At 65.5% G+C, this 26,160-nt stretch carries 23 protein-coding genes; 20 read left to right on the top strand and 3 right to left on the bottom strand.

All coding sequences use genetic code 11. From position 1 onward, the window contains the following. Both ABFE16_00115 and grpE read left to right on the top strand, forming a co-directional pair. Positions 1-1,097, top strand: a 1,097-nt coding sequence (locus ABFE16_00115) for a TCP-1/cpn60 chaperonin family protein (GenBank protein MEN6343674.1), incomplete at its 5' end; no start/stop codon positions are given. Between the two features lie 102 nt (positions 1,098-1,199). Beyond that, the gene (gene grpE / locus ABFE16_00110; GenBank protein MEN6343673.1) at positions 1,200-1,820 is read left to right on the top strand and encodes a nucleotide exchange factor GrpE; all 621 of its coding nucleotides are present in this window, start codon (positions 1,200-1,202) and stop codon (positions 1,818-1,820) included. A gap of 82 nt (positions 1,821-1,902) precedes the next feature. On the opposite strand, the gene ABFE16_00105 is transcribed toward grpE, so the two are convergent. Then, complete coding sequence (locus ABFE16_00105) at positions 1,903-2,802, bottom strand: hypothetical protein (GenBank protein ID MEN6343672.1); 900 nt, start codon at positions 2,800-2,802, stop codon at positions 1,903-1,905. Positions 2,803-3,267: 465 nt separating this feature from the next. Here ABFE16_00105 and ABFE16_00100 point away from each other — a divergent pair, with 465 nt between their 5' ends. The 4 genes from ABFE16_00100 to ABFE16_00085 all read left to right on the top strand — a co-directional run bounded on the left by ABFE16_00100 (position 3,268) and on the right by ABFE16_00085 (position 8,771). Beyond that, positions 3,268-4,629 carry an alpha-L-fucosidase gene (locus ABFE16_00100; GenBank protein MEN6343671.1) on the top strand — a complete coding sequence of 454 codons (1,362 nt, stop codon included), beginning with the start codon at positions 3,268-3,270 and terminating at the stop codon, positions 4,627-4,629. Between the two features lie 395 nt (positions 4,630-5,024). Next, positions 5,025-6,203 carry a hypothetical protein gene (locus tag ABFE16_00095; GenBank protein ID MEN6343670.1) on the top strand — a complete coding sequence of 393 codons (1,179 nt, stop codon included), beginning with the start codon at positions 5,025-5,027 and terminating at the stop codon, positions 6,201-6,203. An 82-nt stretch (positions 6,204-6,285) separates the two neighbouring features. Further along, positions 6,286-7,368, top strand: a complete 1,083-nt coding sequence (locus tag ABFE16_00090) for a glycosyltransferase family 4 protein (protein MEN6343669.1) — start codon at positions 6,286-6,288, stop codon at positions 7,366-7,368. Positions 7,369-7,397: 29 nt separating this feature from the next. Then, complete coding sequence (locus tag ABFE16_00085) at positions 7,398-8,771, top strand: sulfatase-like hydrolase/transferase (GenBank protein MEN6343668.1); 1,374 nt, start codon at positions 7,398-7,400, stop codon at positions 8,769-8,771. A gap of 97 nt (positions 8,772-8,868) precedes the next feature. Here ABFE16_00085 and ABFE16_00080 read toward each other — a convergent pair whose 3' ends face one another. Then, positions 8,869-9,660, bottom strand: a complete 792-nt coding sequence (locus ABFE16_00080; GenBank protein MEN6343667.1) for a hypothetical protein — start codon at positions 9,658-9,660, stop codon at positions 8,869-8,871. Between the two features lie 379 nt (positions 9,661-10,039). Here ABFE16_00080 and ABFE16_00075 point away from each other — a divergent pair, with 379 nt between their 5' ends. The 6 genes from ABFE16_00075 (at position 10,040) to ABFE16_00050 (ending at position 15,684) form a co-directional block, all read left to right on the top strand. Then, positions 10,040-11,182 (top strand): PEP-CTERM sorting domain-containing protein, encoded by a 1,143-nt coding sequence (locus ABFE16_00075; protein ID MEN6343666.1) that lies wholly within the window; start codon positions 10,040-10,042, stop codon positions 11,180-11,182. Between the two features lie 116 nt (positions 11,183-11,298). Beyond that, positions 11,299-11,787: a LapA family protein gene (locus ABFE16_00070; GenBank protein MEN6343665.1), complete on the top strand. Its 489-nt coding sequence runs from the start codon at positions 11,299-11,301 to the stop codon at positions 11,785-11,787. Positions 11,788-11,847: 60 nt separating this feature from the next. Then, complete coding sequence (locus ABFE16_00065) at positions 11,848-12,507, top strand: hypothetical protein (protein MEN6343664.1); 660 nt, start codon at positions 11,848-11,850, stop codon at positions 12,505-12,507. A 90-nt stretch (positions 12,508-12,597) separates the two neighbouring features. Beyond that, complete coding sequence (locus ABFE16_00060) at positions 12,598-13,623, top strand: GntG family PLP-dependent aldolase (GenBank protein ID MEN6343663.1); 1,026 nt, start codon at positions 12,598-12,600, stop codon at positions 13,621-13,623. Positions 13,624-13,638: 15 nt separating this feature from the next. After that, complete coding sequence (locus ABFE16_00055; GenBank protein MEN6343662.1) at positions 13,639-14,397, top strand: ribonuclease H-like domain-containing protein; 759 nt, start codon at positions 13,639-13,641, stop codon at positions 14,395-14,397. A 66-nt stretch (positions 14,398-14,463) separates the two neighbouring features. Then, positions 14,464-15,684, top strand: a complete 1,221-nt coding sequence (locus ABFE16_00050; GenBank protein MEN6343661.1) for an MFS transporter — start codon at positions 14,464-14,466, stop codon at positions 15,682-15,684. Between the two features lie 36 nt (positions 15,685-15,720). Here ABFE16_00050 and ABFE16_00045 read toward each other — a convergent pair whose 3' ends face one another. Continuing rightward, on the bottom strand, positions 15,721-16,272 hold the full coding sequence (locus ABFE16_00045; protein MEN6343660.1) for a hypothetical protein: 552 nt from the start codon (positions 16,270-16,272) through the stop codon (positions 15,721-15,723). A 420-nt stretch (positions 16,273-16,692) separates the two neighbouring features. On the opposite strand from ABFE16_00045, the gene ABFE16_00040 reads away from it, so the two are divergent. The 8 genes from ABFE16_00040 to ABFE16_00005 all read left to right on the top strand — a co-directional run bounded on the left by ABFE16_00040 (position 16,693) and on the right by ABFE16_00005 (position 25,649). Then, a complete protein-coding gene (locus ABFE16_00040) occupies positions 16,693-18,123 on the top strand; it encodes a VWA domain-containing protein (protein MEN6343659.1) in 1,431 nt (476 codons plus the stop codon). Between the two features lie 387 nt (positions 18,124-18,510). Next, the gene (locus ABFE16_00035; protein MEN6343658.1) at positions 18,511-19,200 is read left to right on the top strand and encodes a hypothetical protein; all 690 of its coding nucleotides are present in this window, start codon (positions 18,511-18,513) and stop codon (positions 19,198-19,200) included. A 55-nt stretch (positions 19,201-19,255) separates the two neighbouring features. After that, complete coding sequence (locus ABFE16_00030; protein ID MEN6343657.1) at positions 19,256-19,960, top strand: YggS family pyridoxal phosphate-dependent enzyme; 705 nt, start codon at positions 19,256-19,258, stop codon at positions 19,958-19,960. A 212-nt stretch (positions 19,961-20,172) separates the two neighbouring features. Further along, positions 20,173-20,622 (top strand): cell division protein SepF, encoded by a 450-nt coding sequence (locus ABFE16_00025; GenBank protein ID MEN6343656.1) that lies wholly within the window; start codon positions 20,173-20,175, stop codon positions 20,620-20,622. 119 nt (positions 20,623-20,741) lie between these two features. Next, positions 20,742-21,557, top strand: a complete 816-nt coding sequence (gene proC / locus ABFE16_00020; GenBank protein ID MEN6343655.1) for a pyrroline-5-carboxylate reductase — start codon at positions 20,742-20,744, stop codon at positions 21,555-21,557. Positions 21,558-21,682: 125 nt separating this feature from the next. Further along, on the top strand, positions 21,683-23,140 hold the full coding sequence (locus tag ABFE16_00015) for a type II CAAX endopeptidase family protein (protein MEN6343654.1): 1,458 nt from the start codon (positions 21,683-21,685) through the stop codon (positions 23,138-23,140). A gap of 52 nt (positions 23,141-23,192) precedes the next feature. Beyond that, positions 23,193-23,459 carry a DUF167 domain-containing protein gene (locus ABFE16_00010; protein ID MEN6343653.1) on the top strand — a complete coding sequence of 89 codons (267 nt, stop codon included), beginning with the start codon at positions 23,193-23,195 and terminating at the stop codon, positions 23,457-23,459. Between the two features lie 24 nt (positions 23,460-23,483). Next, positions 23,484-25,649 (top strand): glycosyl hydrolase family 28-related protein, encoded by a 2,166-nt coding sequence (locus ABFE16_00005; protein ID MEN6343652.1) that lies wholly within the window; start codon positions 23,484-23,486, stop codon positions 25,647-25,649. Positions 25,650-26,160: the final 511 nt, after the last annotated feature.

Below are 26,160 nucleotides of genomic sequence, written 5' to 3'. Positions count from 1 at the left end.
GACGCGAGGACGAGTTGATCGCCGACCTCGCCCTCGGAGCAGCGGCGGCCTTCCCGATGGAGAAGCTGCTGCACGATCCCGCCTTCCGGCTGTCCGACAATGCACTGGCCAAGGAAGGCGCGAGCAGTGAAGTCGTGGCGGGTCTCATCCTTGACAAGCAGCCGCTGAACCGGCAGATGCCCTCGAAGCTGACTCCGGCCACGATCCTGCTGGTGGACGATGCGCTGGAGGCCGAGCAGGTTGAGGAGGAAGCCCTGCGCACCGAGGCAGGCTTCGAGCGCTACATGCAACTGCAGAAGGACTTCGCCGAGGAGATCTCCTCGCTGACCTCGCTCGGCGCCAACGTGATCTTCGTGCGCAAGGGTGTGGCCGAATCCGCGGAGGAAGCGCTCACGGAAGCGGGCATCCTGGTGGTGCGGCGGATGATGGCGAAGGACATGGCCCGGATCGCCGAACACACGAAGGCCCGCATCATCAAGCGCTCCGGCCTGCGCAAGGCGCCTCGCGAGCTGCGAGAGTGCTTCGGCCAGGCTGAAAGCGTGGTCTATGACGAGAAGCTGGAACACCTGCGGGTGACCGGTGGAGCCGGAGAACCGGCGGCCACCATCCTCGTCGGTGCTGCGACGCGTGAAGTTCGCGAGGAGCGCCAGCGCATTGCCCAGGATGCTGCGGCAGCCGTGCAGGCCGCCTTGCGTGGCGGGATCCTCGCCGGCGGTGGCGCCAGTGAGATCGGCGCCATGCGTGCCGTGCAGCGTGTCCGGGCCGAAGTCAGCGGCATGGCGGCCTATGGACTGGACTGCGTGGCCGAGGCGCTCAAGCGACCGCTGGCACAGATCGTCGCCAACGCCGGCTTCAACCCGCTCGAGAAAGTGGAGGAGGTCAGCGCACGGCAGACGAGTGAGGACAGTGCGCTGTATGGTGTGAACTGCGACACCGGCGAGGTGCAGGACATGATGGCGGCCGGCGTCGTCGACCCGGCGCTGGTGAAGATCCATGCTCTCGAAGCGGCGGCGGAGATTGCGGAGGCGATCCTGCGCATCAACACCGTCATCCGCAAACGGGACTCGCAGCCGCAGCCGGGACCGGAGCAAGTGTGATGCCCCGAGGAGTGTCGCGATAGAGGGTTTGGCTGCACGTACTACACGCGTCGGGAACCGGGTCGCTGAAGCGGACCGGCGCGTTGTCACGGAGGTAGTGGGATGTTCGACGAACCAACCCGGAAACGGAAGATCAAGGTTGAGGCTGGGGAGGCTGCAGGTCTGCCCAAAGCCGGGGAAGCCGAGGAGCAAGTTGAGGCCGAGGCGGAGCCCGTTGTCGAGGGACTCGTAGAGGAGCCCGTCTCGGCAGAGCCGACTTGCGAGGAGCGAATCGCCCAACTCGAGGCCGATCTGGCGGCGGAGCAGGATGGTCGCCTGCGTGCCCTGGCAGAGCTGCAGAACTACCGGCGGCGGACGCAGGAAGACCGCGTCCAGCAGATGATGTACGCCAATGAGCGGCTCCTGTTCGACCTGCTGCTGGTGCTGGATCACTTCGAGATGGCCTGCGACGCCGCCGAAGCCACCGAAGAGACGCAGATCGTGTGCAAGGGCTACGAGATGGTCCTCGCCCAACTACGGGACGTCATGAGCCGCTACGGGCTGGAGGAGATTCCCGCTGAGGGCGTCTTCTTCGACCCCGCGGTGCATGAGGCCGTCCAAAGCCAGGCCGTCGAGGAGCCCTGCGAGGGTACCATCCTGAAGGTCCTGCGCAAGGGCTACAAGCTGCATGAGCGAGTCCTGCGCCCGTCGCAGGTTGTGGTGGCCATCCGCCCCGAGTCGTAGGGTATGCACAAAGGATAGGAGCCTTGCCCGGTGTCCCCGGACAAGGCTCCTGTGTGTTCTGCAAGTCGTCTCCGCTTGACCACTACTCCGTCGTTGAGACCCGCGCGAAGACCTCTTTCTCGATCGACTTCTCCGTCTCATCTACCGCCACGTTGTCGAAGAGGTACCAGCGCTCGATGTGGGTGATCGATCCGCCCGGCTCGATCTTGGCTATCGGACTCAGCGTCTCGACTTCCATGAAGGACTGGTTGGTGAAGAGCTCAACGGAGCAGCCGCCATCGGGATACTCGGCCTCGGGCTCGTAGTCGAAGCGCTTCACGAACATGTCGCCGCCGACCAGATAGGCCAGCCAGCCGTCTTCGTTGCTGAGGCCGAACTTGCACTTGCGGGTCATGTCGGTGCGCTGGTGCATCCGGATATACTGCTCGCCCCAGGTCAGGCGCGGGTCGGCCATGTTCGTGTAGGGCCACAGCACCAGCCAGCGGTTCGGGAGTAGTGCGTCCATGTCGCCCTGCGGCTGCGGGCAGATCAGCTCGCCGTTCTTGGCCATCACGGTCAGGGCCCAGGCGGCAAGCTCCACATCCCAGCAGCCGTGGTTGGTCAGCGTGTGAACGAGGTCGACGCGGTTCTCCGCGGGGTCGAGGCGGATCTGCATTTCCTTGCCGATGCCGGTCTCAGGCTCCACCGGCTGGACCAGGTGCAGCCACTCGCCGTCCTCCTGCGCTTCGATGGGTGAGTTGTCCGGGGAGTAGGTGCGGGGCTTGATCTCCGGCGAGTGCCAGAGGCGATGGCCACCGTAGAGGTGCCACTCGTCGCCACCGGTGAGGCCCTTGGTCTCGTCCATGACGCCGAACATATTCGGCTTGCCCACGAAGCCGCAGTGGATAATGCGCGGCCCAATCGCGGTGGTGACGACAAGCTCCATGGAACCGTTGGTCAGCCGCAGGCAGTCCTGCCAGCCCTCGTAGTTGATGCGCTCCAAGAGGATCGTCCTTTCCTGGGTAGGTCGTGTGAGGTCGTGAGTGCTCCGAAGGGCCCTTCAAGGGCCCGAGTCGTTCAAGGCCGGGGCGGTCGTCGGCACAACGCTCTACATGATACGCGTTGTCACCGAGCTTGCCAACCTCAACCGAGGCGTGCAAGGTGACGGGCCCTCAGCGCACGGCAACGGCACCTCACCCCCGTCCCTTGTATGATGCGCAGTGGCGAGGGCGAAAGGCAACGGCACCTCACCCCCGGCCCCTCTCCACGCGGTGGCGAGGGGAGAACGGCAAAGGCAAGAGACCAAGGCAACGGCCTCTCATTAGGGAGCGGGTAAGGGCCTGGCCTGTCGACCTCAACCGAGGCGGCCAAGGTGACGGCCGGGGAGGTGTCGAAGCTGGACGGTGAGGGTGAGGCAGCATGGAAGCGCTGCCGAACCCCAGTGCTTGAAGGTTCGCGGGAGGTACTCATGGCCCTTCTTCTGGTCCTGCTGATGGTCGCCCTTCTCTCCACCCAGGCAGTGGCAGCCTGGCCGCCTGAACGACCTGCCGGGGACACTCCCACACCCGAGCAGTTGGCCTGGCAGGACATGGAACTCGGGATGTTTTGCCACTTCGGCACGAACACCTTCACTGACCGGGAGTGGGGCGACGGCACGGCCTCGCCGGAGGTCTTCAACCCGGAGCAGTTCAACCCGCGCCAGTGGGCCGCCGCGGCCCGGGAGGCCGGGTTCAAGTACCTGATCCTCACCGCCAAGCACCATGACGGGTTCTGCCTGTGGCCCACGCAGCAGACCGACTACTGCGTCCGCAAGAGCAAGTGGCGCAACGGTAAGGGCGATGTGGTTGGGGAAGTTGCGCAGGCCTGTCGCGAGGCCGGCCTGAAGCTGGGGCTGTACCTCTCACCCTGGGATCGTCACGAGCCGCGCTATGCCGATAACGAGACCTACGACCGCTACTACCTGGCGCAGATGACCGAGCTGCTGACCAACTACGGGGACATCATGGAGTTCTGGTGCGACGGCGCCGGCGGCCAGGGCCATGTGTACAACTGGACGGCCTACCGCCAGACCCTGAACCGACTGCAGCCCAAGTGCCTGCTGGCCATCGCAGGCGTCCCGGATATCAAGTGGGTCGGCAATGAGAACGGCTTCGCGCCCGACCCGCTGTGGAATGTGGTCGACGTCGGCGGGAAAGACTACTGGTGGCCCGCCGAGTGCGACGCCCGGATTCGGCAGAACTGGTTCTGGCACCCTAACGACGCCGACACGCTCAAGAGCGTGGAGTACCTGTTGAGGATGTACCACGGCTCGGTGGGTCGTGGCGCCGGGCTACTGCTGAATGTGGCGGCCGACAATCGCGGCCTGCTTCCCGAGCAGGATGTACAGCGGCTGCGCGAGTTCCGGCAGGCGCTGGACAGCATCTACGGCACGGACCTTGCTGCGGGCAAGTTGGTCACAGTGAGTAGCGCCCAGAGCGCTCAGCCTGCTGCGGCAGCCGTCGACAAGGATCCGGCGACCTACTGGCTTGCGGCCGCCGATAACCCGGAAGCGTGGATCGAGATCGACCTGGGTCAGCCCACCACCTTCGACCGTGTGGTGACGATGGAGGCCATCCAGCGAGGTCAGCGGATTCGGAAGTATGCGATCGACCTGTGGGACGGCACGGACTGGCACCGAATTCACGAGGGTACCAGCATCGGGCACAAGAAGATCGACCTCCTTCCCAAGCCCGTGACCGGCAGCAAGCTGCGGCTGGTCTTCGAGGCGACGACGGGTCCCGGACTGCGGTCAGTGGGCGTGTACCTGGCACCCGAGCAGTACCGGAAGTGAGGGGCTGGGAGACGGCCAACGACCAAAGGCACCTCACCCCCGTCCCCTCTCCACGCGGTGGCGAGGGGAGACGGCCAACGGCAAAGGCAACGGCGAAAGGCGCGGTCCCTCACCCCTGCCCTCTGCCGAGGGGAGAGGGAGAGTTGAGCGGCAGCGAGACCAGGGTGAGGTACAGGGGTGGAGAAGGGGAGTAGTTGGGATGCTGGACGCTTGGTATGCTCCTCCGCAGCGGCCGGGTGCCGGAGGGCGACTCCAGTCACGCCCCTCCCGAGAAGTGGACAAGCGCCAGCCCGGGCAAGGGGTGTCAAGAGGAGGGCAATGACGTATAATGGTTACGGTGAAGTATGTGAAACGCCATTGGACGGCGGATGCAGGTGAGGGATCAGGTGATCGTCATGCGTAAGGGCTCAGCGCTCACAGTCCTGGTGCTCGTGACGGGTCTGGCATTTCCCGCAGTGGCGCAGATCACGGGCCTACCGGTGACTACTCCCTTCGTCGGCCCTCTCGGTTCGGGGCTACCCGAGGCCGGCTGGGGTCAGGCGGCCCCGGCGGCGACTCCGCAGGCTACGCCCGGAGCCGACGCTGCTTCGTCCTTCATGGGCCTGTCGCCGCTGGCAGCCGGCTTCGTCTCCGGCGCCTGGACAGGCCTCGGCCAGACCCCGACGACGGCGGCCAATCCCTGGGCCGGCACAGCTCCCCAGGTTGGCGAGTCCGGTCTGGTCGGCAGTGGCTGGTACTCAGCCTATCAGGGAGCCGGACAGGTCGGCGCAGCGACCGGCTGGCCCATGACCTCGCAGGGCATCGTTCCTGGCGGCAGCGCACCCTCCGGCTACTGGGGTGGGATGGCCGCTTCGCCCTATGCGGCGGGCGTTCAGATGCCCTCCTGGGGCACCACAGCCGGTACCGTCTCAGCGGTGAACCCCTGGGATGGCAGCGTCATCACGACCGCACCGGCGCAGGGCTCGGCCTGGATCACCGGCACTCAGCCGGGATGGTTCCCTGCCTCCGGTGACCAAGGCGGGCTTTCCGCCGGAGCGAGTGCCTGGACCGGAAGTTGGGCGATGCCCGCGCCGATCGAAGGACTGTCGCAGAATCCGGCGGTGCCGACGGGGAACCCGTGGCTGCCGGCCTCCCCCGCCACCACGACGGCAGCAGGCCCCTGGACGGGCATGACGAGCGGCGTTGCGCCCAGCGCTCAGCCCCTTGTAGGCACGGAACAACCCGGAGCGGCCTGGGGTCCCCTTCAGGTGGCGCCGACCTGGGGCACGGTGCCGACACCGACTGCTCTCCCGGGCTTTGAGGGCCTTCAGCAGCCGACGGGCACGACAGTGACCGCGCCGCTGGGCAATCCCTGGGTACCGGCGATGGGAACCGTGCTGCCCGGCGCCGGCGTGACGGGCACCGGGTCGATGCTCCCGCAGACCGGGACGGCCCTGCAGGGCACGCCAACCACGGGACTTCCTACTTGGACGCCAACGGTCGGCGGCGTCGAGATCTCGCCCACCTTCGGACTGCCTGCGGTCACGCCGGGAGCCACTCCCGAGGCACCGGCGACCCCGGGGTCTGTGAGGTAGACGCCTCGCACGGTCCGGCGCAAGACGGTTTTGCGTCCTGGACGAAGGTGCGACCCCTTCAGCGGAGACGACAGATTCTGCAATGCGCATTCTTTTCGTAGACCGCCATACCAAGGTGGGCGGTCTCAACACCTACCTACGATCCCTTGTGCCCTCTCTGAATCGCCTGGGCCACGAGTGCTACCTGGTGAGTCGCCGCGGGCCCTTCTGGGGCGCCACGCGGAGTCTGTTCGCGCAGGCAGCCTGGCATCCGCCCCTGGAAGGCTGGTCGACGCAGGTCATCGCCAGGGCGCTGCGGGCGTGGAAGGCTGACCTGGTGGTGGCTCAGACGACCACCTGCGCCCGGGAGGCCGAACCGGCCTGTCGCAGTCTGGGCGTGCCGCTGGTCATGCACATCCACAGTATGACCAACCTGAAGGATGCCGGCGCAGGCCTGGACTACGCCTCCCGCATCGTCGTGATGAACCCCTCCAATGCCGAGTTCATGCGCCGCCGGTTTCCGCAGGTGGCAGAACGCCTGTACGTGTCGCGGCTTCCCGTGGACCTCGACAGCCACCCGGCCGAGGCGCCTCGGGAAGGTGCGGGATTTCGCGTGCTCTACTGCGCCCGTTTGAGTCGCAGCAAGGGTCATCAGGGGTTCGCGGCTCTGCAGGCAGTGTCGCTCCTGGCCGGGGAGATTCCCGAGCTGTCCGTGACGCTTCTCGGCGGCCGTGGCTCGCGACTGACCGCTGCCCGCAAGGAAGCGCGGGAACTGAATCGCCAGGCAGGTCGCAGGGCGACCTCGGCCTATCCTGTTGTGCTCGACCCGCGTCCCTTCATGGCCGAGGCAGACCTGGTGGTCGGAGCCGGCTATGTGGCCCTCGAGGGACTGGCGATGAACCGTCGCGTCGTGGGTCTCGGCGTCCTGGGGCTGTACGGCGAGGTCACCGAGGAGAACCTGCCCGAGGCGCTGGCCTGGAACTTTGGCGATCAGCACGCGGAGCAGACCGAAGTCACTCCGGAGCTTGTGGCCAAGACCTTTCTGGACGCCTACCACCACCATCAGCGAGAGGGGCAGATCACCTGGGGCCATGAGAGCCTTCGCAGGTACAATGACCCGCAAGAGATCGCCCGTGAGCTGACAGAGTTGTATAACTCCGTTCTCAACCGACCCGCCGGAACCTGAGCGAGCCGGCACTGTCTGAGATAACGCCTATGACTGATCGGCCAAACCTACTTGTCATCATCCTCGACTCTCTGCGCGCCGACCATCTGCCTCTCTACGGGTACTCGAAGCAGACGGCGCCGACGCTGAGCCGTCTTGCCGAGGAGGCCTGCGTCTACGAGCAGGCCATCGCTGACGGCGGCTGGACACCCGCCTCCGTGGGTGCGCTCTTCACAGGCCTGTGTGGGCGAGAGCATAACTGCGAAGAGCGGACGCGACTGCCCGAGGGAATGCCGACCCTTGCGGAAGTCCTGCAGGCGACCGGGTACCATACGAGCGCCCTCTCAACGAACCCGTACATGTTGCCGGTGCATGGCTACGGACGGGGCTTCACGCGGTTTGAGGAGGTTCGGCATGGCAAGGGTGAGATTCGCGCTCTGCGCTGGCTGACCAAGCCCCTGTACCTCACGGACAAGGGTGGGCGGCAACTCACCGAGACCTTCCTCGACGCGCTTCCCGACCTGCCACAGCCTTTCCTGTCGGTGCTGCACTATGACGAGACCCATTGCCCCTACGGCGCACGGCAGCCCTACACCTTCCGCTTTGCCAACGGGGGTCGCACGAGGCTCGGGCAGATTGCCACGGCTCTGCGCGCCCACCGGATGTACAACTTCATGACCAAGGCCTCGGCGGCGGACTACGAGGTTCTTGCCGGGCTGTATGACGGAATGATCGCGTACCAGGACTCGCTGCTGGCACAGATACTGAATAGCCCGGCCTACGCGGCGGTCAAGGACAACACGGTGGTTGTGGTCCTGGCGGATCACGGCGACCTCTTCGGTGAAGACGGCTACCTGGGCCACTCCTTCGGGGTGAACGAGGGCCTGCTTCACGTGCCGCTGGTGATTCGTGCGCCGGGGGTTCTTGAGCCGGGAAGCCGGGCGCAGGGGATGGTGCAGCTTCGCGACGTGGGACGGTCGCTTGCGAGCCTGGCCGGAGCGCCGCCCTTGGACGAGAGCTCAGCGCCGACAGTGAACGTGTTCTCGGCAAGGTCGCCGGAGGACGGGCACCAGGTGACCTTCTGCGAGCGACGGGGATTTGCTCAGGAGCGGGTTGATCGGGAGAAACGGCATCAGCCCGCCTTCGACTTCGACCGTCACAACGTCCAGATCGCCTGTGCCCGCGAGAGACGCTGGAAGCTCGTGCGCAACGGTCGTGGTGAGCGCCGGCTCTACGACCTGGCCTCCGACCCGCGCGAGGAGCACAACCTCGTCGACCAGCAGCGGCAGGAAGCCCAGCGGCTTGAGAAGAAGCTCGACGAATGGCTGTCGGGGCAGGCGTTCTATGGGTTCTTTCCGGAGGATGAGGGACCGGTTGCGCCGGAGGTTGAGCAACGGCTCAGAGACCTCGGGTACATGGCTTGAGGAGGCGCAGCGGGGATCGACCCGGCTATCTGTAGAACCGAGAGGGGCCGGACGACAATCGTCCGGCCCCTTCTTGCTGCTTGCGAAGCGCGTGCTGTTAGTTGCTGTAGGTGATGTTGAAGCCGACTACGGGGCGCTCGAAGTTGGACCAGCCGATCGCACCCGTGGCCTTCCACTTGTCGGTGGTGTAGACGTTGAGCGCCGCCTGGGGACGCGGCATCCGACCATCGTACTCGAAGCCGAGCATCGCCCAGTCCGTCGGGAACCAGGACACCGCGCCAAAGGGGCGATCCTCGAAGCGTCCGCTGCCGAAGCCGAGGCTGGTGTAGACGGGCGCGCTAGTGTTCGCGATCTTGCGCGTCATGGTGATGTAGAAGCTGCGCGCACCGTGGGGCTCGCCGAGATGGGCTTCACGCTGGTCGAGGATATCCAGGACGCCGACGGCGATGGCGGGTACGTCACGGGTCTCGTCGTGGAGCTGCCACTGGAAGTTGAAGCAATTGACCGACAGGCGGCTCTCGACGAAGGTCTCGGAGAGGTACAGTCCGGCGCCCGGCTTGCCGAAGCCCAGGCCGATCATCCCGGTGCTGTCGGTGTTGATGCCGCCGGTGGAGAACCGCAGCGCCGAGTCGTTGCTGCCCGAGTAGTAGCAGGCCGCGTAGTTCCCGTTGCAGGGCGTATAGGCGCAGGGAACGTTCATGTGGAAGGCGCCGAGGAAGCCGACCTGCCCGTTCTCGTTGACAGCATAGCCGTTCCCGGGCAAGGCAGAGGTGTGCTGGAACTCTGCGTAGTCCTTCCATTCGACGGCCAGGGCTGCCGGGGCCAGGAGCGCGCCCACACAGCCGACACTCATGAGGACGAGGGTCATGACAAGGTGATGGCGGAACATGGTTTTTGGGGCCCTCCCGCAAGACGAGGGGTTACGGCCGTACCTACAGCGCCCTATGGTAACCGCTTCGCCGCGAGTCGGCAAGTCTGGGTCGCAAAGGCGCCTGTAACGGCTGTGTTCAGGAAGCCTCAAGAGGGTTCTCTAACCGCCGCTGCGCAGGGTCTATTGTTTGCTACTCCGGGGCGTTTGTGGTATAAGATGGCACGGAGTTAGAATCGCAACCGTATGCGTTTTTGACGACAATCCATCGTGAAGTCGCCTGCATGAATCGAGCAGGCCCAGGTCGTGCGTACAGCAAGATTCGGGGGGATTTGCTGTGTTGCGCAGGTTGCTTGTACCTGCCCTCCTCATGGCGGTCATGACGGAGGCAGGGGCTGTCATGATGTGGCAGACCGAGACTTTGCCGACGGATGTGCCGAACGTAAGCTACCTGTCTTTCGCGCTCGGAGCCGGTGACCAGCCCTGGATCGCCTACTACAAGGGCTCGTCCCAGGACCTGATGTGTGCGACCTATGACGGTGCGAGCTGGCAGTCCTCAGCAGCCGATAGCGCCGGGTGGGTCGGCAAGTACAACTCGATCGTGCTGGACGCGCTGAACCGGCCGCAGGTCTCCTACTTCGAGGAGCGCAACTCGTCCGGCACCACCACCTACGATCTGAAGTATGCTACCTACGACGGCAGCTCCTGGAGCCGTCAGACGGTCGATACAGGCGGGTCGAACGAGGTTGGTCCGTACACCAGCATCGCCCTCGACAGCCTGGGACGTGCGCACATCGCGTACTACGACCGGACCAACGGCGATCTGAAGTACGCGCACTTTGACGGGACGACCTGGCAAGTGGAGCAGGTGGACACCGTTGGCGACGTCGGTCGCTACGCGAGCCTGCGGCTGGATGCCTACGATCGTCCGCACGTGTCCTACTACGACGCGACCAACACCAATCTCAAGTACGCGATGAAGACGGCGACGGGCTGGGAGATTGAGACGGTCGACGGTCAGAGCCCGACGAACACCTTGGTGGGTCAGCACACCTCGCTGGCCCTTGACAGCGCGAATCGCGCCCATATCACCTACTGGGCCGAGACCGGTCAGGACCTGCGGTACGCGTATGAGGATGAGACCGGCTGGCATGCGCAGACGGTGGATGGGTCGCCCACCAACGACGGTTGGTACTCGTCACTGGAGTTGGACTCAAGCGGCCTGCCCTGTGTGAGCTACTACTCGGTACCGACCACCGGCGGCGTAGGCAAGCTGAAGTTTGCGGCCTGGAACGGGACTTCGTGGGACGTACAGGTCGTTGATGCACCGAGTGGGAAGTCTGTGGGGTACTACAGTGCGCTGGAGCTGCTCAACGGCACGACACCGCGGATCGCCTATCTGGACGCGACCAGCGGAGCGGCGAAGTACGCGCAGGCTTCAGTGCCGGAGCCCGCGACGGGAATCTGCCTGGCACTGGGCCTCGTGGGGTTAGGGCTGTGGCTAAAGTCCCGACGCAAGAGCGCCGATTTGTCCGACAACTGAGGGCCTAAGGGAACATGCTCGGTGAAGACCACTCGTCGCTTGGGGCTGGAGAGCCTAACCGGCGACGCGTAGCGCTTGGCCGCCATCCCAGCACTTTGTGAGGGAGCCGATACGCTGTGGGCGACGACGATCTCGACCTTGAACTCGAACTCGATGAGGAAAACGAGGAGCCGGTGAAGCCGAAGTCGAAACCGGCCGCTCCTGCGCCTAAGCCCGAACCGGCTGCAGCCGCCAAGACTCCGACGCCGGGAGCACCCAAGCCTTCGACTCCGCTTCCGCCGGCAGAGGGTGCCGAGAAGCCGGCTAATGTCATGTCTGCCCGCAAGCCGGGACTGGCTGCCCGAGCCTTTGCGCCGGTGACCGGTGCGATGCACAAGCTGCGGCTGCCGACGTGGAATCTGCGCAACTTCCTCCTGGGCCTGGCGGTTCTCATCCTGGTGGTTCTCGTGGTGGAGAACTGGCCCAGTACTCGGCTGAGCTTCCTCGGCCTCCACGCGGACGTTCCGAAGGCCGTCGTTCTGATCCTGGACTTCGCCCTCGGCTTCGTCCTTGCCTGGCTGCTCCTGCGTCGCAAGGGCTCTCCGTCGGACAGCGGGGAATCCTAGGCGGCCCTTGCCGTGTGCACTGCCCTGGCCAAGCATCTTCGCGGATCACGAGATGGGCTCATGAACCTACGCCGACGGTCACCAATCTGGACCCTTGCCGCTGTGCCCTACCTGCTCCTGTCGGCCAGCCAGCAGGCCGGGGTGATCACTCACCTGAACCCAGACGGCTCCGGCGAGCGCCTCGTCTATGCTCGTGGCGCTGTGGGCCGTGGCAGCGAACTCGACAAGTACCTGACCCGTGCCCTTCCGGGGGCCGAGTTCTGCCGCCAGAGCTCCGAGGGCGGTAACTACCTCACCTGGCGCGATACGAACACCGCCAATCTGGCGAAGGTCAGCCAGGCCGAAGTCACCAACATGGGGATCCTCCAGAGCCCCTTCTCAATCTTCTCGACGCATGTGTGGAAGGAAGCCCTGACCTTCGACCGTGGCGATGCAACCGAGGTCGAGGTCCACGGCCAGGAGCTGGCGCAGTTCCACTATATCGTGCGGATGCCCGGCACGATCACCACCTCCACCCCGCCGGGGAAGGTGGAGGGCAATCGCGTCGAGTGGGAAGCGAAGATCGGCCCGGAGCCGCAGACCTTCACGGTCGAATCGCGCACCGTGCGCTGGGCCTACCTGATCCTGTGGATCTACGTTCTCGCCTTCGTGGTAACCAAGTGCATCGCCGTAGCGCCGCGAGTGTTGGCCAAGGTTAGGCGCAAGCCCAAACGGATCTGAGCCCGTGACCCAGGACGTGCTATCGACAACCCTTCCAGAGGGCCGCGGACTTCGGTCTGCGGCCCTTTGCACCTTCGGAGGTTTGCGGACATGATCGACCTGCGCAGTGACACCAAGACGCTGCCGACCCCGCAGATGCGGGAGGCCATGATGCGCGCCGAAGTCGGCGACGACGTCTCCGGTGAGGACCCCACGGTCAACCACCTGGAGGAAGTCTGCGCCGAGCTGATGGGCAAGGAAGCCGGGCTGCTGGTGACCTCCGGTACGCAGGGCAACCTGGTCTCGATGATGGCCCACACGCAGCCGGGTCAGATGGTTATCTGCCACAACCTGGCCCACATCGTCGTCTACGAGCAGGGCGGTCTGGCGCGAATCTGCAGCCTGCTGGTGCATCCACTCCAGGGCAAGTATGGTGCGCTCGACCCCGACGAGGTAGAGGCCGCCGTTCCGCCCGACGAGATTCACCGCGTGCGTCTGGGCCTCGTGGAATTGGAGAACACGCACAACAACTGCGGCGGGACAGTTCTTGACGGTGACCAGATCGCCAGTGTCGCGCAGGTCGCTCATCGGCATGGAGCGCCGCTGCATATCGACGGCGCTCGGATCTTCAACGCGGCGACCTACCTCGGCGTGAAGGCCAAGGACCTGGTAGCCAGTGCGGACTCGGTGCAATTCTGCTTCTCCAAGGGTCTCGGCGCCCCGATCGGCAGCATGGTCGTCGGCAGCCGCGACTTCATCAAGGAAGCCCGGCGGGCACGGAAGGTCGTCGGTGGCGGAATGAGGCAGGCCGGGATCCTCGCCGCTGCGGCGTTGATGGCTCTCGAGGAGGGCATCCCGCGCCTGCACGAGGACCATATCCACGCCCGGCAGATCGCCGAGACGCTTGCCACACTCCCGGGGATCGAGATCGATCTGGCGAGCGTACAGACTAACCTGCTGTTCTTCCGGGTATGCCGCGAGGACATGACGGCACCGCAGCTCTGCGACCGCCTGGCACAGTATGAGGTGAAGGCCTCCGCACGCGACAAGGCGGCGATTCGATTCGTCACCCATCGCGACGTGAGTGCCCAGGATACGCAGGTCGTCTGCAGAGCCCTGCAGGAGATCCTCGCCTGAGGAGCTGCAACACCCATGCTGACGCACACCTTCTTGCATGTTCCCGGGATCGGCTACACGACCGAGCAGCGGCTGTGGCAGCGTGGCGTACACTCCTGGACGGACGCGCTGGCGTTACCTGGTCCGCCGCGGTCTTTCTCGGCCTCACGCTGGGAACTCATGCAAGACATTGTCGAGGGGTCGCTGAGGAGCCTTGCCGCGGGCGATCACCGGTACTTCGCCCAACTGCTGCATGCGCGTGATCAGTGGCGAGCCTTCCCGGAGTTCCGTCAGCGAGTCGGCTACCTGGACATTGAGACCGACGGGATGGACTTTTACCACAGCGTCACCGTCGTAGGCCTGTATGATGGAGTTCGCACTCACACCTACGTGGCCGGCGACAACCTCGACCAGCTCGCGGAAGACCTCCATGGCTACAGCCTCCTGGTGACCTTCAACGGGGCGACCTTTGACCTGCCTTTCCTGCGCCGGCGCTTCGGGGATATCTTCGACCAGCTCCACATCGACCTGCGCTATGCCCTGGCACGGCTGGGGCATCATGGCGGGTTGAAGGCCATTGAGCGACGCCTGGGTATTGCGCGCAAGGACGAGATTGCCGGGCTGATGGGCGAGGACGCGGTGCGGCTGTGGCATGAGTATCAGCGGGGAAGCTCGGAGGCGCTGGAGCTGTTAGTGGAGTACAACCGGGCCGACGTGGAGAACCTCGAGACGCTCATGGAACTCGCCTATGGGGCGCTGTGGCGGCATGCGACCGAGGGAAGCCCCGCGTCCTGACTGCGCGTCGAGCACAAGCACTCAACTGATCCAGGGCCTTCGGCCCTCTGAACGGAGCCCCAGGCCGTGACCCTACGCCAGCGCCTCTTCGCCCCTCCCCGCAGGCTGATCGTCGCATGCTTCTGCATGGACATGAACGTGGCCATGACGAGCCTCGCGATCCAGAACATGGGCATCTACAAGCTCAGCGCCCCGAACGTGGTCCTGGGGCTGTTTGCGACCCTGAGCTCGGTGACCTACACCCTGGGTTGCCTGGTCTCGGGTGGCCTGTCGGATCGCTATGGTCGTCGTCGCTGCGCGGTAGTGGCCTGTCTGGGCACGACGCTGGCCTGGATCGTGCTGCCGAATCTGGGCTCGTGGAAGTACGTGCTGTGCGCGGTTCCGCTCTCCGGCGCAGCGCTGTCGCTGTTCTGGCCTTCGGTGCAGGCGTGGATCGCCGAGCTGACCACCGGCGGGCGCCAGGAGCTCAGTCGCAATCTGGGGCTGTTCAACATCCTGTGGGCGACCGGCCTCATGATCGGTCCGGTGGCCAGCGGGTACCTGTGGAACCTGGGGCCACTGTGGCCCTTCTACGTACCCGCTGCCCTGGCCCTGGCGCTAGTCCCGTGGCTGATAGGGATCCCTCGTGGTGCATCGCAGGCAACGGACACCGGTGCGGAGGAGTTCGCGGAGCACGAAGACGGCACGCTCTTCCTGCACCTGGCCTGGATCGGCAACTTCGCCAGTTGGTTTGCCGGCGGCATCGTCGGCGCTCTCTTCCCGAAGCTGGGTCACGAGCTGCAGTACACCGTCCCGCTGGTGGGCTGGCTCCTGTTTGCCTTCCGCCTGGGGCAGGTTCTCGTTTTCGTATACACGCGCTATGAGCAGCGCTGGCAGTACCGGCTCTGGCCGATGCTGGCCGGTGAAGCGCTCGCCGCCGTGGGGATGATCTGCGCCGTAGTGTCTGCGAGCCCCGCTCTGTTCATGGTTGGCTTCGCTCTTGCCGGTGCCTGCGGCGGGATCACCTACGTCGGGAGTCTGTTCTACGCTCTCCACGGACGCGAGGAGGGTCGAGGCAAGACCAGTGGGCTGCATGAAGCGGTGCTCGGCAGCGGCGGAGTCCTGGGTCCACTGATCGGGGGCGTCGCGGCCCAGTTCGTCAACCTGCGGTTGCCCTTCGCGATGGCCGCCGCAGTCCTGCTGGCCGCCTGCGTATGGCAGCTGCACATGTTCAAGAGCGCACGCAGCCAGCGGCAACCGGCCTCGGTTACGGTAGAGGCAGAGCCTTGCTGTGGGAAGGGGCATTGAGAAGGCGGAGGCACGTCGAGGTGTGAACTGGCGGAGTTAGCGGCCGGGGCTCTCCTGGGAGATGATCATGTTCTCGAAGCGCAGGGGTCGGAGGTCGTTGATCCCCAACTGCACACTTGCGACGAAGCACCGTCCGTTCTTGAGCCGACCGGAGGCCAGACAGGTATATCCGCGCGGGTTCTCGGGCTCTGAGGCCTCCACCCGGACGGCCTTGGGGTCGACCACCAGCCCGGCTCTCTCGCCGAAGATGCCGACAGCGGCCTTCGCCGCATCGTGCTGAGTGGGCGGCCTCTTGGGGTAGCGTTTGACGGTCGAGAGGAAGTAGTCCCAGGTTACGACGGTGACATAGCCGAGGTCTTTGTCGACGCGCACCTCAACATCGGCCGGCGGGAGTCCCTGCGTCTTCACGGTGGCGAGCCAGGCGGCCTCCTCGACACGTCCCCAGTCGAAGTCCTCCGGTTTGGGCTGCTCAGCGGCGAGAGCAAGAGCGAGAGGGTTGCAGGCGAGGAAACGGGCGGCCACCATGCGGGTGTGGGCAAGCGCCCAGGCACCACCAAGCTTTGCGGCACCCAGGGAGCCGACTGCCACCAGGAGGACCACCGCACAGCAGACGAGCACGGCCGTTGAGCGCCGGCCTGTCCCTGTCGACCGTCTGCGCTTCTTGTGTCGCCTTCTGGACCGCATCTAGCCCCGGTTCTCCATCTTCTCCCCAGCCTGCAACTCGCGGGCAGAGCCTCCGGACCTCTCCGTCACTCGCCCTCAGCGACGTTTCGCATGCTGCCTTCGCGAGTCTCCCCACCACAACTGGAAGGTAAAACCCGAACCAGGCAAGGTCTATCGTAGTCACAACTTCCACCCAACCCACCAACCTGGAACAGATTATCGCCTTTCCCGGCTCATATGTCCAGAGGGGGTGTCGCAGATTCTGCGTCGTCATCCGGCGGGAACTCTCTCGCGCCAGGCGCCGTCCAAAGGGCAGTCGCGCAAGAATCCTGGAGGTGGGAGCCCATGAACCCCAGAGTCCTGTTGGTTGCCCTGTTGCTTCTTCTCGGCGCCCAGTGCTTTGCCGCGCAAGAGACGGCCACCGCGCCGGCGACGGCTGCACAGAAGGCGCCGCGTCTGGACGTCCTGTTCGTAATCGACACGACGGGTAGCATGAGTGATGAGATCCAGGTCGTCAAGGACAAGGTTCGCGAGATGGTCGCCAAGATCGCCTCGGGCAAGCCGACTCCTGAGGCACGCTTCGGACTGGTTCTGTACCGAGACCGGGGCGACGCCTACGTCACCAAGACCATCGATCTCACGACAGAGATCGACGACCTCGTCAAGTCCATCAAGGAGATCGAGGCCGGTGGTGGCGGGGACTACGCCGAGAGTGTGGTTGAGGCTTTGCATGTGGCCGTGAACAAGGTGAACTGGAGCCCCGACCCGCAGGTTGAGAAGACGATGTTCGTGATCCTCGACGCCCCGCCCCACCTGGACTACACGGACGACTTCGACTACAAGAAGGACATCGCCAAGGCGCTGGATCTGGGGATCATCGTCAACGTGATCGGCTGCAGCGGACTGGCGGACGCGGATGCGCAGTTCCTCGAGAAGAGCTTCGCCAAGGCCGCGGAGGGCACGTTCAACGCGCTCACCTACAAGCGCACCTATGCCGACGCCGAGGGCCGCACGACGACGGTCCTGGAGAGTGCCGGACGGACCTACGCCATGAAGGGCGAAGCGGGAGCGCCAGGAGCACCTGCCGCCGACTGGCGGGCCGGAGCTGACCGTCTGGCTGCCGCCGGTGCTGCTGCTGCGGCTCCGGCGCCGATGACTACTGCTCCCGCCATGCCGGGAGCACCTGCCTCGACCCTTGCGATGGCCGTCCCAGCAGGACCCTCGGTGGCCGGCGGCATGCGACCGGAGCGGTCCGACTTCGCTGCTGCGGCTGGCGCACCGGTCGCTGCGCAGGTCGGCTCAACGGAGAACAACCTCGACAGCATCCTGGTCGGCGTTGTCCAGCGACAGGCCGAGCGTCGCGGCGTCCGCTATGAGGACACGGGCAAGCTGGAGATTCTGGCACGGTTCGAGGGGGTCTACGCTGCGGCGGAGCTCACGGGCCAAAAGGTGATCCGCGACGCCAAGGAGTTCGAGGCGCTCTGGAAGAGCGTCAACGCCGGGAAGACTCCCGTGCCCGAGCTGCCCGCAGTGGATTTCACCAAGAACATGATCCTTGCGACCTTCCTGGGCACCAAGGCGACCAGTGGCTACGGGGTGCACATCGAGAGTGTCTGGACGGAGGAAAAGGGGCTGCGAGCCGAAGTGTGGACTAAGGCCCCGGCCGCCGGAGCTGCAGCGCTGACGGTGGTGACTCAGCCGTACTCGATGGTCGTTGTTCCGCGCCAGGAGGGTGAGGTGCGCTGGGTCAAGATCGACGCACCGAGCGACAAGTAGAGGGACGGTAGACGGTTGCTCAGCAGGGGGCAGTCTCGGCGGAGGCTGCCCCCTTTTCTGTCTGTTGGCGCTTCGCGTGGACAAGGCGCAAGGGCCCTGGCTGCCGCTTTGCGTGCACACCAGCGGCTTTTCTTGACTCCCTTGCAGGGCAGGGCTATACTGCCTCGTGGCGGGATTCGCCGGAGTTCGCCGCGTTCCCAGTCTGCGTGATAAGGCGTGATACCTTTGCCCGCAATGATCTGCACGCGATGCGGATATGCCAACCCACCCACTCGAGCCGCATGTCTGATGTGCCTGGCCAACCTTGCCACCCCGGACGCAGGAATGCACTGCCCCAGTTGCGGGGCGGGGAATCCCCGGGGTGCACGTTTCTGCAAGAGTTGCGGCGTGGCCATCGAGGCGGGGGCAGTGGCCGTTCCAGCCCCTGCGGCGCTGGCTGAGAAGGTTGCGGATGCCATTGGAGGCATGGGACTCGGACCCGAGCCTGGCGGCGTCGGAGCCGGCCCTGGTGACTTCGAGGAGGCCGGCGATTTTGCCGAGGGGGCAGAGGACGAGTTCGTGAGTGAACTCGCCGAACAGGTTGCGCCTGAGAGCTTCGCGCCACCGGCCAAGGCACCGGTTGAAGAGGTGCCTGCTGCGGCCATTCCGGGGCCGATCCTGGAGATACCGGCAGAGCCCGCCGGGATGGCCGAGCTGGAAGCCGAGGAAGATTTCGCTCCACCACCGCCGCCCGGTGTGGTCGAGGAAGTAGAAGAGGAGTTCGCTCCACCACCACCGCCCGGCGTAGTCGGGTTGGAAGAAGCGGAGCTGCCGCCACCACCGCCGCCGGCTCCCGGCCTTGATCTGAGTGACGAGGATTTCCTCCCGCCGCCGCCTCTGGGCGCACTGGAGGCTGAGGAGGAGTCGGTTCCGTTGCCGCCGCCACCACCTCCGGTGAAGAAGGTTGAGGGTGCGGTGCCTCCGCCACCACCTCCCGCGGCTCCGGCAGCGGCGCCCAAGGAAGAGGAAGACTTCGCCGACTGGTCGCTGGAGGCGCTCGACCTTGACGAAGAGGAAGAGGGCGAGGAGAAGAAGTAGCGGCGCTGTACCCGGGCCTGCAAGCAGGCCTGGAGCTGCCGTTGCTTGACGCCCAATGCACGATATCGGCGCGGCCTTTCGTGAAGTCAGGGACCGGATTGCTGCTGCGGCTCGAAGAGCCGGCCGCAGTCCAGAGCAGGTCACGCTGGTTACCGTCTCGAGAACACGGTCGCCCGAGGAGATCAGGCTGGCAATGTCGGCCGGCGCGGATCACCTGGGCGAGAACTACGTTCAAGAGCTTGTCGACAAGTGGCGGGAGTTCGGCGGGCAGGTCGACGGCAACCCAAGGTGGCACTTCCTAGGCCACCTGCAGCGGAACAAGGTCAAGTACCTGGCTTCCTTCTGCGAGCTGATCCACTCGGTCGAGGATGAGCGGCTGGCTGCCGAGATCGACCGACGTGCCTGCGAGCGGCAGCGACGCCAGGCTTTGCTCCTTGAGGTCAACATTGCCGGCGAGGAGTCCAAGTTCGGGCTGAGTCCCGAGCAGGTGGCTCCTCTCGCCGAGAAAATCGCGGAACTGCCCGGGGTACAGCTACGAGGGCTGATGGCGATGACGCCGCTGGGGGCGTCACCCGAAGCCTGCCGCAAGTACTTCGCACAGGTCCGGGATTTGTCTGAAAGGCTCGCGGTCGGCTTGCCAGAGGGGGCAATGGCAGAGCTGTCCATGGGCATGACACAGGACTATGAGGTGGCCGTCGAGGAGGGCGCAACACTGGTTCGGGTGGGCACGGCGATCTTCGGTCCACGCCCACCGAAGTAGTCGACCAGGGGCAGCGGGTAGCAGGGCGCGATTCGAGCAGTATCAGGGGAACAGACCGTGACGCACAGGCGCCGCAGGCCTGCTTGCAGTGACACCGGGGCAGAAGTCAACATCGCACATGTCGACACCACGCCGACCGAAGTTGGTCGGCACTCGTAACCACTCACGGAACTACTGACTACAGCATCCGTCACAGCAGGAGGGACCTCGCAATGAGGCGCAATGTGTTGAACAGGGCCCTTGATCTGTTCGGCCTCGGTCTTCACGGGGAATACGCAGAAGACGCTGATCCGCAGGCTTTGGTACACGAAGAGGAAGAAGGCGTCTACTCCCTCTCCCCGCAGAACAGTGCCGCGCAGGCGGCCTGTCCACTGGTCCGCGCAGAACCCCGCGACATGGACGATGCGACCGCTATCGCCAACGAGATCAAGCGCCGCATACCTGTCATCCTCAACCTCGAGAACTGCAATCCCGAAGACGCACGCCGAATCCGTGACTTCCTTGGCGGCGTGACCTACGGGATGAGCGGCTTCATGAAGAAGATCGGGAGCTGGGTCTACGCCTGCGCTCCCTTTGACATGCCCATCCAGCGCCTTGTCCTCGAGGGCGGCCAGCTCGGGCAGCCACGGTACGAACGCGACGACGAGAGCACCGAGGACTAGGGCGTCTACGCAAAACGTGCCTCCAAGAACCCTGGGGCTCCGCGGTTCACACAGCGGGCTGCCACGAAGTGGCGGCTCGTGTGGACCCTTGCGGAGCCCTTCCTGTGAGTGTGGTCACAATGGCTGACGCAACCTACCAGCTTGGTGTCGTTGGTGCCGGCAAGATGGGCGGCGCCCTGATCCGCTCCCTCATCGCCCGTGGAGCGCTCACGGCCGGCCAGATCATCGCAGCCGACCTGGTTCCCGCTGCTCGCGAAGCACTGCAGAAGGCTTGCCCCGAGGTCACCGTCGTGGCCGACGCTGCGCAGGTCGTCTCCGAGAGCGCCGTGGTCCTGATCGCGGTGAAGCCTCAGGATTTCGAGACGGCCCTCGCGCCCGCGGTCAGCGCCCGGCCTGCCGGTCAGCTTGTCGTGTCAATCATGGCCGGTGTACCGATTGCCCGGGTCGCGAAGCTCTTTGGCGCCGACGCGCCGATCCTCCGCGTGATGCCCAACCTCGCGTGCGAGGTGGCCGAGGGCGCCTTCGGCTACGCTGCCAATGAGCACGTGACCGACGGCCAGAAGGCACTTGTCGACGGTTGGCTGAACTCAGTTGGCGCAGCCGAGGAACTCAAGGAGAAGCTGCTGGACGCGGTGACCGGTCTGTCGGGCAGCGGTCCGGCCTTCGTCGCGATCTTCATCGAGGCGCTGGCTGATGGCGGCGTCGCAGCAGGGCTGCCTCGGAAGGTCGCTCAGCGTCTCGCAGCGCAGACGGTGCTCGGGACGGCGAAGTGGGTCGTCGAGTGCGACGGTCCGGCTATCCTCAAGGACATGGTCTGCTCGCCCGCCGGGACTACCATTGCCGGGGTCCGCGAACTCGAGGCGGCCGGTTTGCGCTCCGCCGCGATCGAGGCTGTAATCGCAGCCACGGAGCGGTCGCAGGAACTCGGCGCCTGAGCTGCTCACCTGCTTACTCGCACCTCTCCTGCGCGGGCCGGAAGGCTCGCAGGGCCTGGAAACCGTGAGGCCGGGAGAGGTGTTTGCTTACCCGCGAACCGTCAGAACGACAGAGGACCTGAGACGTGGCCGACCCGAACCAGTACCCACCAACCCTTGAGCATCACGACCACCGCCATGCGCTGCAGCGTGTGGGGCTGATTGCTGCGCTCCTGGCGATGGCGGCGGGGCTGGTCAGCTACCAGCCGCACAGCGCTTCAACGCAGCTTCCGCAGCAACCCGGGCCGGATGGCTGGCTGCTTCAGGGCGACCTGCGTTACCGACTCGGCCGGGCGCTCGGAGACCTGGAGTCCCATCTCAACGGCCGCCTGAGTGTTGACCCCGAGGACGTCGTGCAGTCGGGCATCGCCTGCTACGAGCGAGCGGCTCTGCGCAGTGAGTCGCCGGATGCCCGCGCCGGACTGCGACTGGCGGTCATCTATGCGCGACGCGGCAATGCCGACGAGGCCCTGAAGCTCCTGGGCAAGCTGGTGCAGAACGATGAAGCGCGGGGCGACTTGTACCTGGCGGTCTCGGCGGTCTATGACACGCGGTCGGTGGACCGGAAGGCCCTGCTCCAGGCCGCCGAGGTGCTGAAAGGCTATGGGGGCTGGCCGTCGCTGCTTGCGCAGGCGGACCTGTTCCGACGGCTGGGAGTCATCGGGCAGGCGAAGTCGCTCGAGGCTGAGGCGACCAGTGCGGCCAACGACTCGGCCGGGCTGCTACTCCTCGTCGGCCTGGCCTACGGCCTGCTGCTCCTGGTCGGCGCGGCGCTGCTTATCCGGTATGTACTGCGCTGGTTGCTGCGGCCGCCGGCGCCACGCTCAACGCTTCCGTGGCCGCAGGTCACCTGGTCATCCGTGGACGCTGCGGAGCTCGGGGCTGTGCTTCTGTGCGCGATGGCCCTTGCCCGGGTGACGATCCTGGAGCTGTCCCGTCGGGTTCACATTGCTGGAGACGGAAGCTGGGCTGCAGCGCTTCCAGCGCTGCTCTCGTACCTGTTCATCTGCGGACTTGCGGCCGCGTATATCGGGTGGCGAATGCACCAGGGGGAGCCCGAGCCCTGGGAGGCTCTCGGCGTGCGCAGTGCACCGGGCATCCTGCGGAGCCTGGCAACCGGCCTGGGTGCCTACGGCATGATGCTGGCATCCTTGGCGGCCCTTGCGCTGATGCTGGGCGGGTCCTGGGCGAAGATGCTCTTCGGAGCCGCGATGGTCCAGGACCTTCCGAGCGGGCCCCAGCTTTTCGTGCGGTTCGCGATCGCCTGTGTGCTGGCGCCGGCTGCGGAGGAGATCATCTTCCGGGGCTTCATCTACGCCGGACTGCGCCGCAGCTTCAACCCCATCCTCGCGCTACCCATCAGCGCGGCGATCTTTGGGATCGCACACCTGAACCTGGCCCTCGGCGGCATGGCGACGGTGGCGGTGATGGGGATCATGCTCGCGTTGGTCTACGAACGCACTCACTCACTGTGGCCGGGGATTGTCGCCCACGGCTTGCACAACCTGCTGGCCTTCCTGCTGCTCGTGGCCGCCGGGTTGTAGACGCCTCACAAGAGGCCGGCCTGGCCATCTCTCCCGGTACCCCTACACCACCATGCCGTCCACTCGCCTCCAAATCCGCGTCATCCCTCGTGCCCGGAAGGACGAAGTCGCCGAGCGTCGTGGCGACGCCGTTGTCGTGCGTCTTCAGGCTCCCCCGGTCGAGGGCGCGGCGAACAAGGCCTTGCTCAAGTTCCTGGCGAAGACTCTCGGCGTGCGTCCCGCCGACCTCACCCTGATTGCCGGGGAGAAGTCGCGCGACAAGGTCGTGCAGATTGAGGGGCTCAGCCAGGAGGACGTGGAGAAGGCCCTGACGCGCTGAGGCCCCCGCAAGGGAGTGCCGCTCATGTCTTCCGCCGCGCTGCCCTCACTGTCCTGCCTGTTCCTCTCCCTGCTGGGCGCAGTCGCCCTTGCCGCACCAAGCCCGACGATCCTCTGGGCCTCAGACCCGGTGCGCCCGGATGAGACGGTCGTGATCTTCGGCGGCGGCTTCGAGGCTGGATCGCAGGTCGAAGGCCTGCGTCTGCCAGACTCTCCCTGCGGCGCGCCCACTGCCGACGCGGAGCTTCCTGCCGGTGACTGGCAGCGCCTCGAAGTGCTGCAGGCGGACGCCCGGTGTGTGAAGGCCGTGATCCCGGCGGACTGGAGACCGGGTGTGTTCGCGGTTCGCGTGCGAGTCGGCGAGGCTGTCTCGCGACCCGCGCTCGCGAACCGGCCCGATCCGTGGTGGGTGCAAGGTGACCAGGGCTTCGGCGCCTCGTCCGGTGGGTGGCTCCGAGTCTTCGGCAAGTGCCTGGCCTTCGATGCTCCGGCCACCGTGGTTCTGATCGACAGCAAGGGTGTGCAGGTGACCTTGCAGCCGACGAGGGCCGACTGCTACAGCCTCAACCTCGCTCTCCCCTCTTCCCTGCCTCCGACGGACTACACCGTGTGGGTCCACAATGGCCTTGGCGGCCCGGCGAGTTGGCGAAGCGCCGGCAAGCTGACCGTGACCCTACCGAAGCCGTGGCGCGAGCAGGTCTACAACGTCAAGGACTTCGGCGCGAACTCGGACCAGGCGATTCGTGCCGCCCTCGTTAGGGCGACTGAAGAAGGTGGCGGCGTCGTCTACTTCCCGCGCGGCCGCTACAAGGTCGAGGGTGCGCTGGACCTGCCCGACGGGATCACACTGCGCGGCGAGGGCATGGGGCTCGTGAGCCTCTACTGGCCGGACATGGAGGAGCCTCCGCCGGCGCTGATCACCGGCAGCCACTTCCGGCTCCAGAACCTGAGTTTGTACTGCCAGAACCATCGCAACGTGATCGCCGACACCGACGCCGCCGAGGGCATCCGTATCGAGTCGGTGCGCATCCGTGCGAACTGCTACTTCATGATCGAGGACATCGGCAAGGAGTTCCGGGGACGCAAGGGACCGACCTCCCACAAGACCTGCGGCGCTGCGGTGATGCTGCGGGGGCGGAACTTCGCGGTCACCGACTGCGACCTGTATGCCTCCAACTACGCGCTGCGTCTGTTCCGTTCCCAGGGCGGCGGCCTGGTGGCTCGGAATGTCCTGCGCTACGGCGGCCGGGGCTACAGCCTCGAGCGCGTCGACCGGATGATCTTCGAGGACAACCAGGTGATCGGCTGCAACCTGCTGTCCATCGGGAATGACATCACAACCTTCTGGACCAACTACTCGCGCAACCTCTACTACGCCCACAATCGCCTCTCGCAGATGTACGGGGCCGACCGCGAGATGATGACCCTCGACGCCGGCGGCGGAGCGTACTTCGGCAAGGTCGCGCAGACCCAGGGCAAGCAGGTGGTGCTCGCCGCCGATCCGACCTACAAGGACTACGCGCCGAAGCCGCACACCGACTGGACGGGAGCGATGCTGCTGATCCTCGACGGAACCGGCACCGGCCAGTGGCGAACCGTGGTGAAAAATGAGGGGCGCAACTGGGAGATCGACCGCCCCTGGGACATCGCCCCGGATGACACCTCGCTGATCTCCATCGTCCCGCATCGCGGGCGGCACCTGTTCATCGGGAACAGCTTCGAGGACGGCGGGCCCTTCCAGCTCTACGGGAGCGCCGTCGATACCATCGTGGCCGGGAACCGTGGGACGCGGATGGACGGCTTCATCACCTGGGGCCTCAACCCGCACCAGTGGGGCTGGCAACCGGCCTGGTACTGCCAGTTCCTCGACAACGAGATCGTGGAGGGCAATGGCTACGGTCCGCGCAGCGCCTTCATGGGCAGCATCACCGGCAACAACGATGCGACCTACCCGGGGCCGCTGTCGCGCTGCGCCCTGTTCCGGCGCAACGTCCTACAGAGCAACGCTCGCCTGCGTCTGAGTGGCACGACCCGGGATGCGCTGATCGAGCACTGCACCGTTCGTCATGCGGACCAGGGGATCGAGATCCAGCCTTCGACCGGCGGGGTGCTGCTGCGGGGCAACGTGTTCGAGGATGTGACCACACCGCTGGCGGGCGACGGCGTCGCAGCAGCCAAGGTAGTGCCGTGAAAGGCACCTCACCCCCTTTGTCCCCCTCTCCACGCGGTGGCGAGGGGGAACGGCGAAGGGCAAGGGCAACGGCGAAGGGCAACGTCAAGGGCCTTTGTGAACCCTTCGTGGCGACGCGGCCGGTTGTCATACTCCCTTCACCTTTTGCTTTTGTCTCGTTTTCGCGCTCCGCGAAGGTGCGATGCCCCTAAACGGGCCGTAGAGGCCCTTTTTAGGGCACTGCCTTTTCGGGGCTGCGAGGAGGAGGGGGTTAGCGAATCTGCAAAAAGTGCCCGGAAGCCCGAGGAATGGGCATCGTCCATATTGCTGCCGTATTCGCTAACCCCAAAAAGGGCCCAAAAAGCCGGAGGTTAGCGAATTGCCCGATTCGGGGCCTCTCCGGGCCTGTTAGGGGCCTATTGAGGAGGAAGAGAGAAGAAAGTCGGGCTTTTTTGGTGGCGCCAGGAGGTGTTCTTGAGGGGGTTAGCGAATTACGATTCCAATTGGCTCGTAGAGGCCCCTAGATGGGCCG

This window comes from Armatimonadia bacterium, from assembly GCA_039679385.1.
In the GTDB taxonomy this organism is placed as follows: domain Bacteria; phylum Armatimonadota; class Zipacnadia; order Zipacnadales; family JABUFB01; genus JAJFTQ01.
The sequence above is the reverse complement of the archived record's forward strand: the minus strand, read 5'-3'. Positions and strand labels throughout refer to the sequence as shown.

Bases quoted from the DNA above. Each gene is read 5' to 3' on its own strand.
- proC (MEN6343655.1), top strand. From the start codon at position 20,742: ATGGCTGACGCAACCTACCAGCTTGGTGTCGTTGGTGCCGGCAAGATG.
- ABFE16_00055 (MEN6343662.1), top strand. From the start codon at position 13,639: ATGCTGACGCACACCTTCTTGCATGTTCCCGGGATCGGCTACACGACC.
- ABFE16_00100 (MEN6343671.1), top strand. From the start codon at position 3,268: ATGGCCCTTCTTCTGGTCCTGCTGATGGTCGCCCTTCTCTCCACCCAG.
- ABFE16_00030 (MEN6343657.1), top strand. From the start codon at position 19,256: ATGCACGATATCGGCGCGGCCTTTCGTGAAGTCAGGGACCGGATTGCT.
- grpE (MEN6343673.1), top strand. From the start codon at position 1,200: ATGTTCGACGAACCAACCCGGAAACGGAAGATCAAGGTTGAGGCTGGG.
- ABFE16_00065 (MEN6343664.1), top strand. From the start codon at position 11,848: ATGAACCTACGCCGACGGTCACCAATCTGGACCCTTGCCGCTGTGCCC.
- ABFE16_00010 (MEN6343653.1), top strand. From the start codon at position 23,193: ATGCCGTCCACTCGCCTCCAAATCCGCGTCATCCCTCGTGCCCGGAAG.
- ABFE16_00075 (MEN6343666.1), top strand. From the start codon at position 10,040: ATGATGTGGCAGACCGAGACTTTGCCGACGGATGTGCCGAACGTAAGC.
- ABFE16_00095 (MEN6343670.1), top strand. From the start codon at position 5,025: ATGCGTAAGGGCTCAGCGCTCACAGTCCTGGTGCTCGTGACGGGTCTG.
- ABFE16_00060 (MEN6343663.1), top strand. From the start codon at position 12,598: ATGATCGACCTGCGCAGTGACACCAAGACGCTGCCGACCCCGCAGATG.
- ABFE16_00040 (MEN6343659.1), top strand. From the start codon at position 16,693: ATGAACCCCAGAGTCCTGTTGGTTGCCCTGTTGCTTCTTCTCGGCGCC.
- ABFE16_00090 (MEN6343669.1), top strand. From the start codon at position 6,286: ATGCGCATTCTTTTCGTAGACCGCCATACCAAGGTGGGCGGTCTCAAC.
- ABFE16_00080 (MEN6343667.1), bottom strand. From the start codon at position 9,660: ATGTTCCGCCATCACCTTGTCATGACCCTCGTCCTCATGAGTGTCGGC.
- ABFE16_00005 (MEN6343652.1), top strand. From the start codon at position 23,484: ATGTCTTCCGCCGCGCTGCCCTCACTGTCCTGCCTGTTCCTCTCCCTG.
- ABFE16_00025 (MEN6343656.1), top strand. From the start codon at position 20,173: ATGAGGCGCAATGTGTTGAACAGGGCCCTTGATCTGTTCGGCCTCGGT.
- ABFE16_00085 (MEN6343668.1), top strand. From the start codon at position 7,398: ATGACTGATCGGCCAAACCTACTTGTCATCATCCTCGACTCTCTGCGC.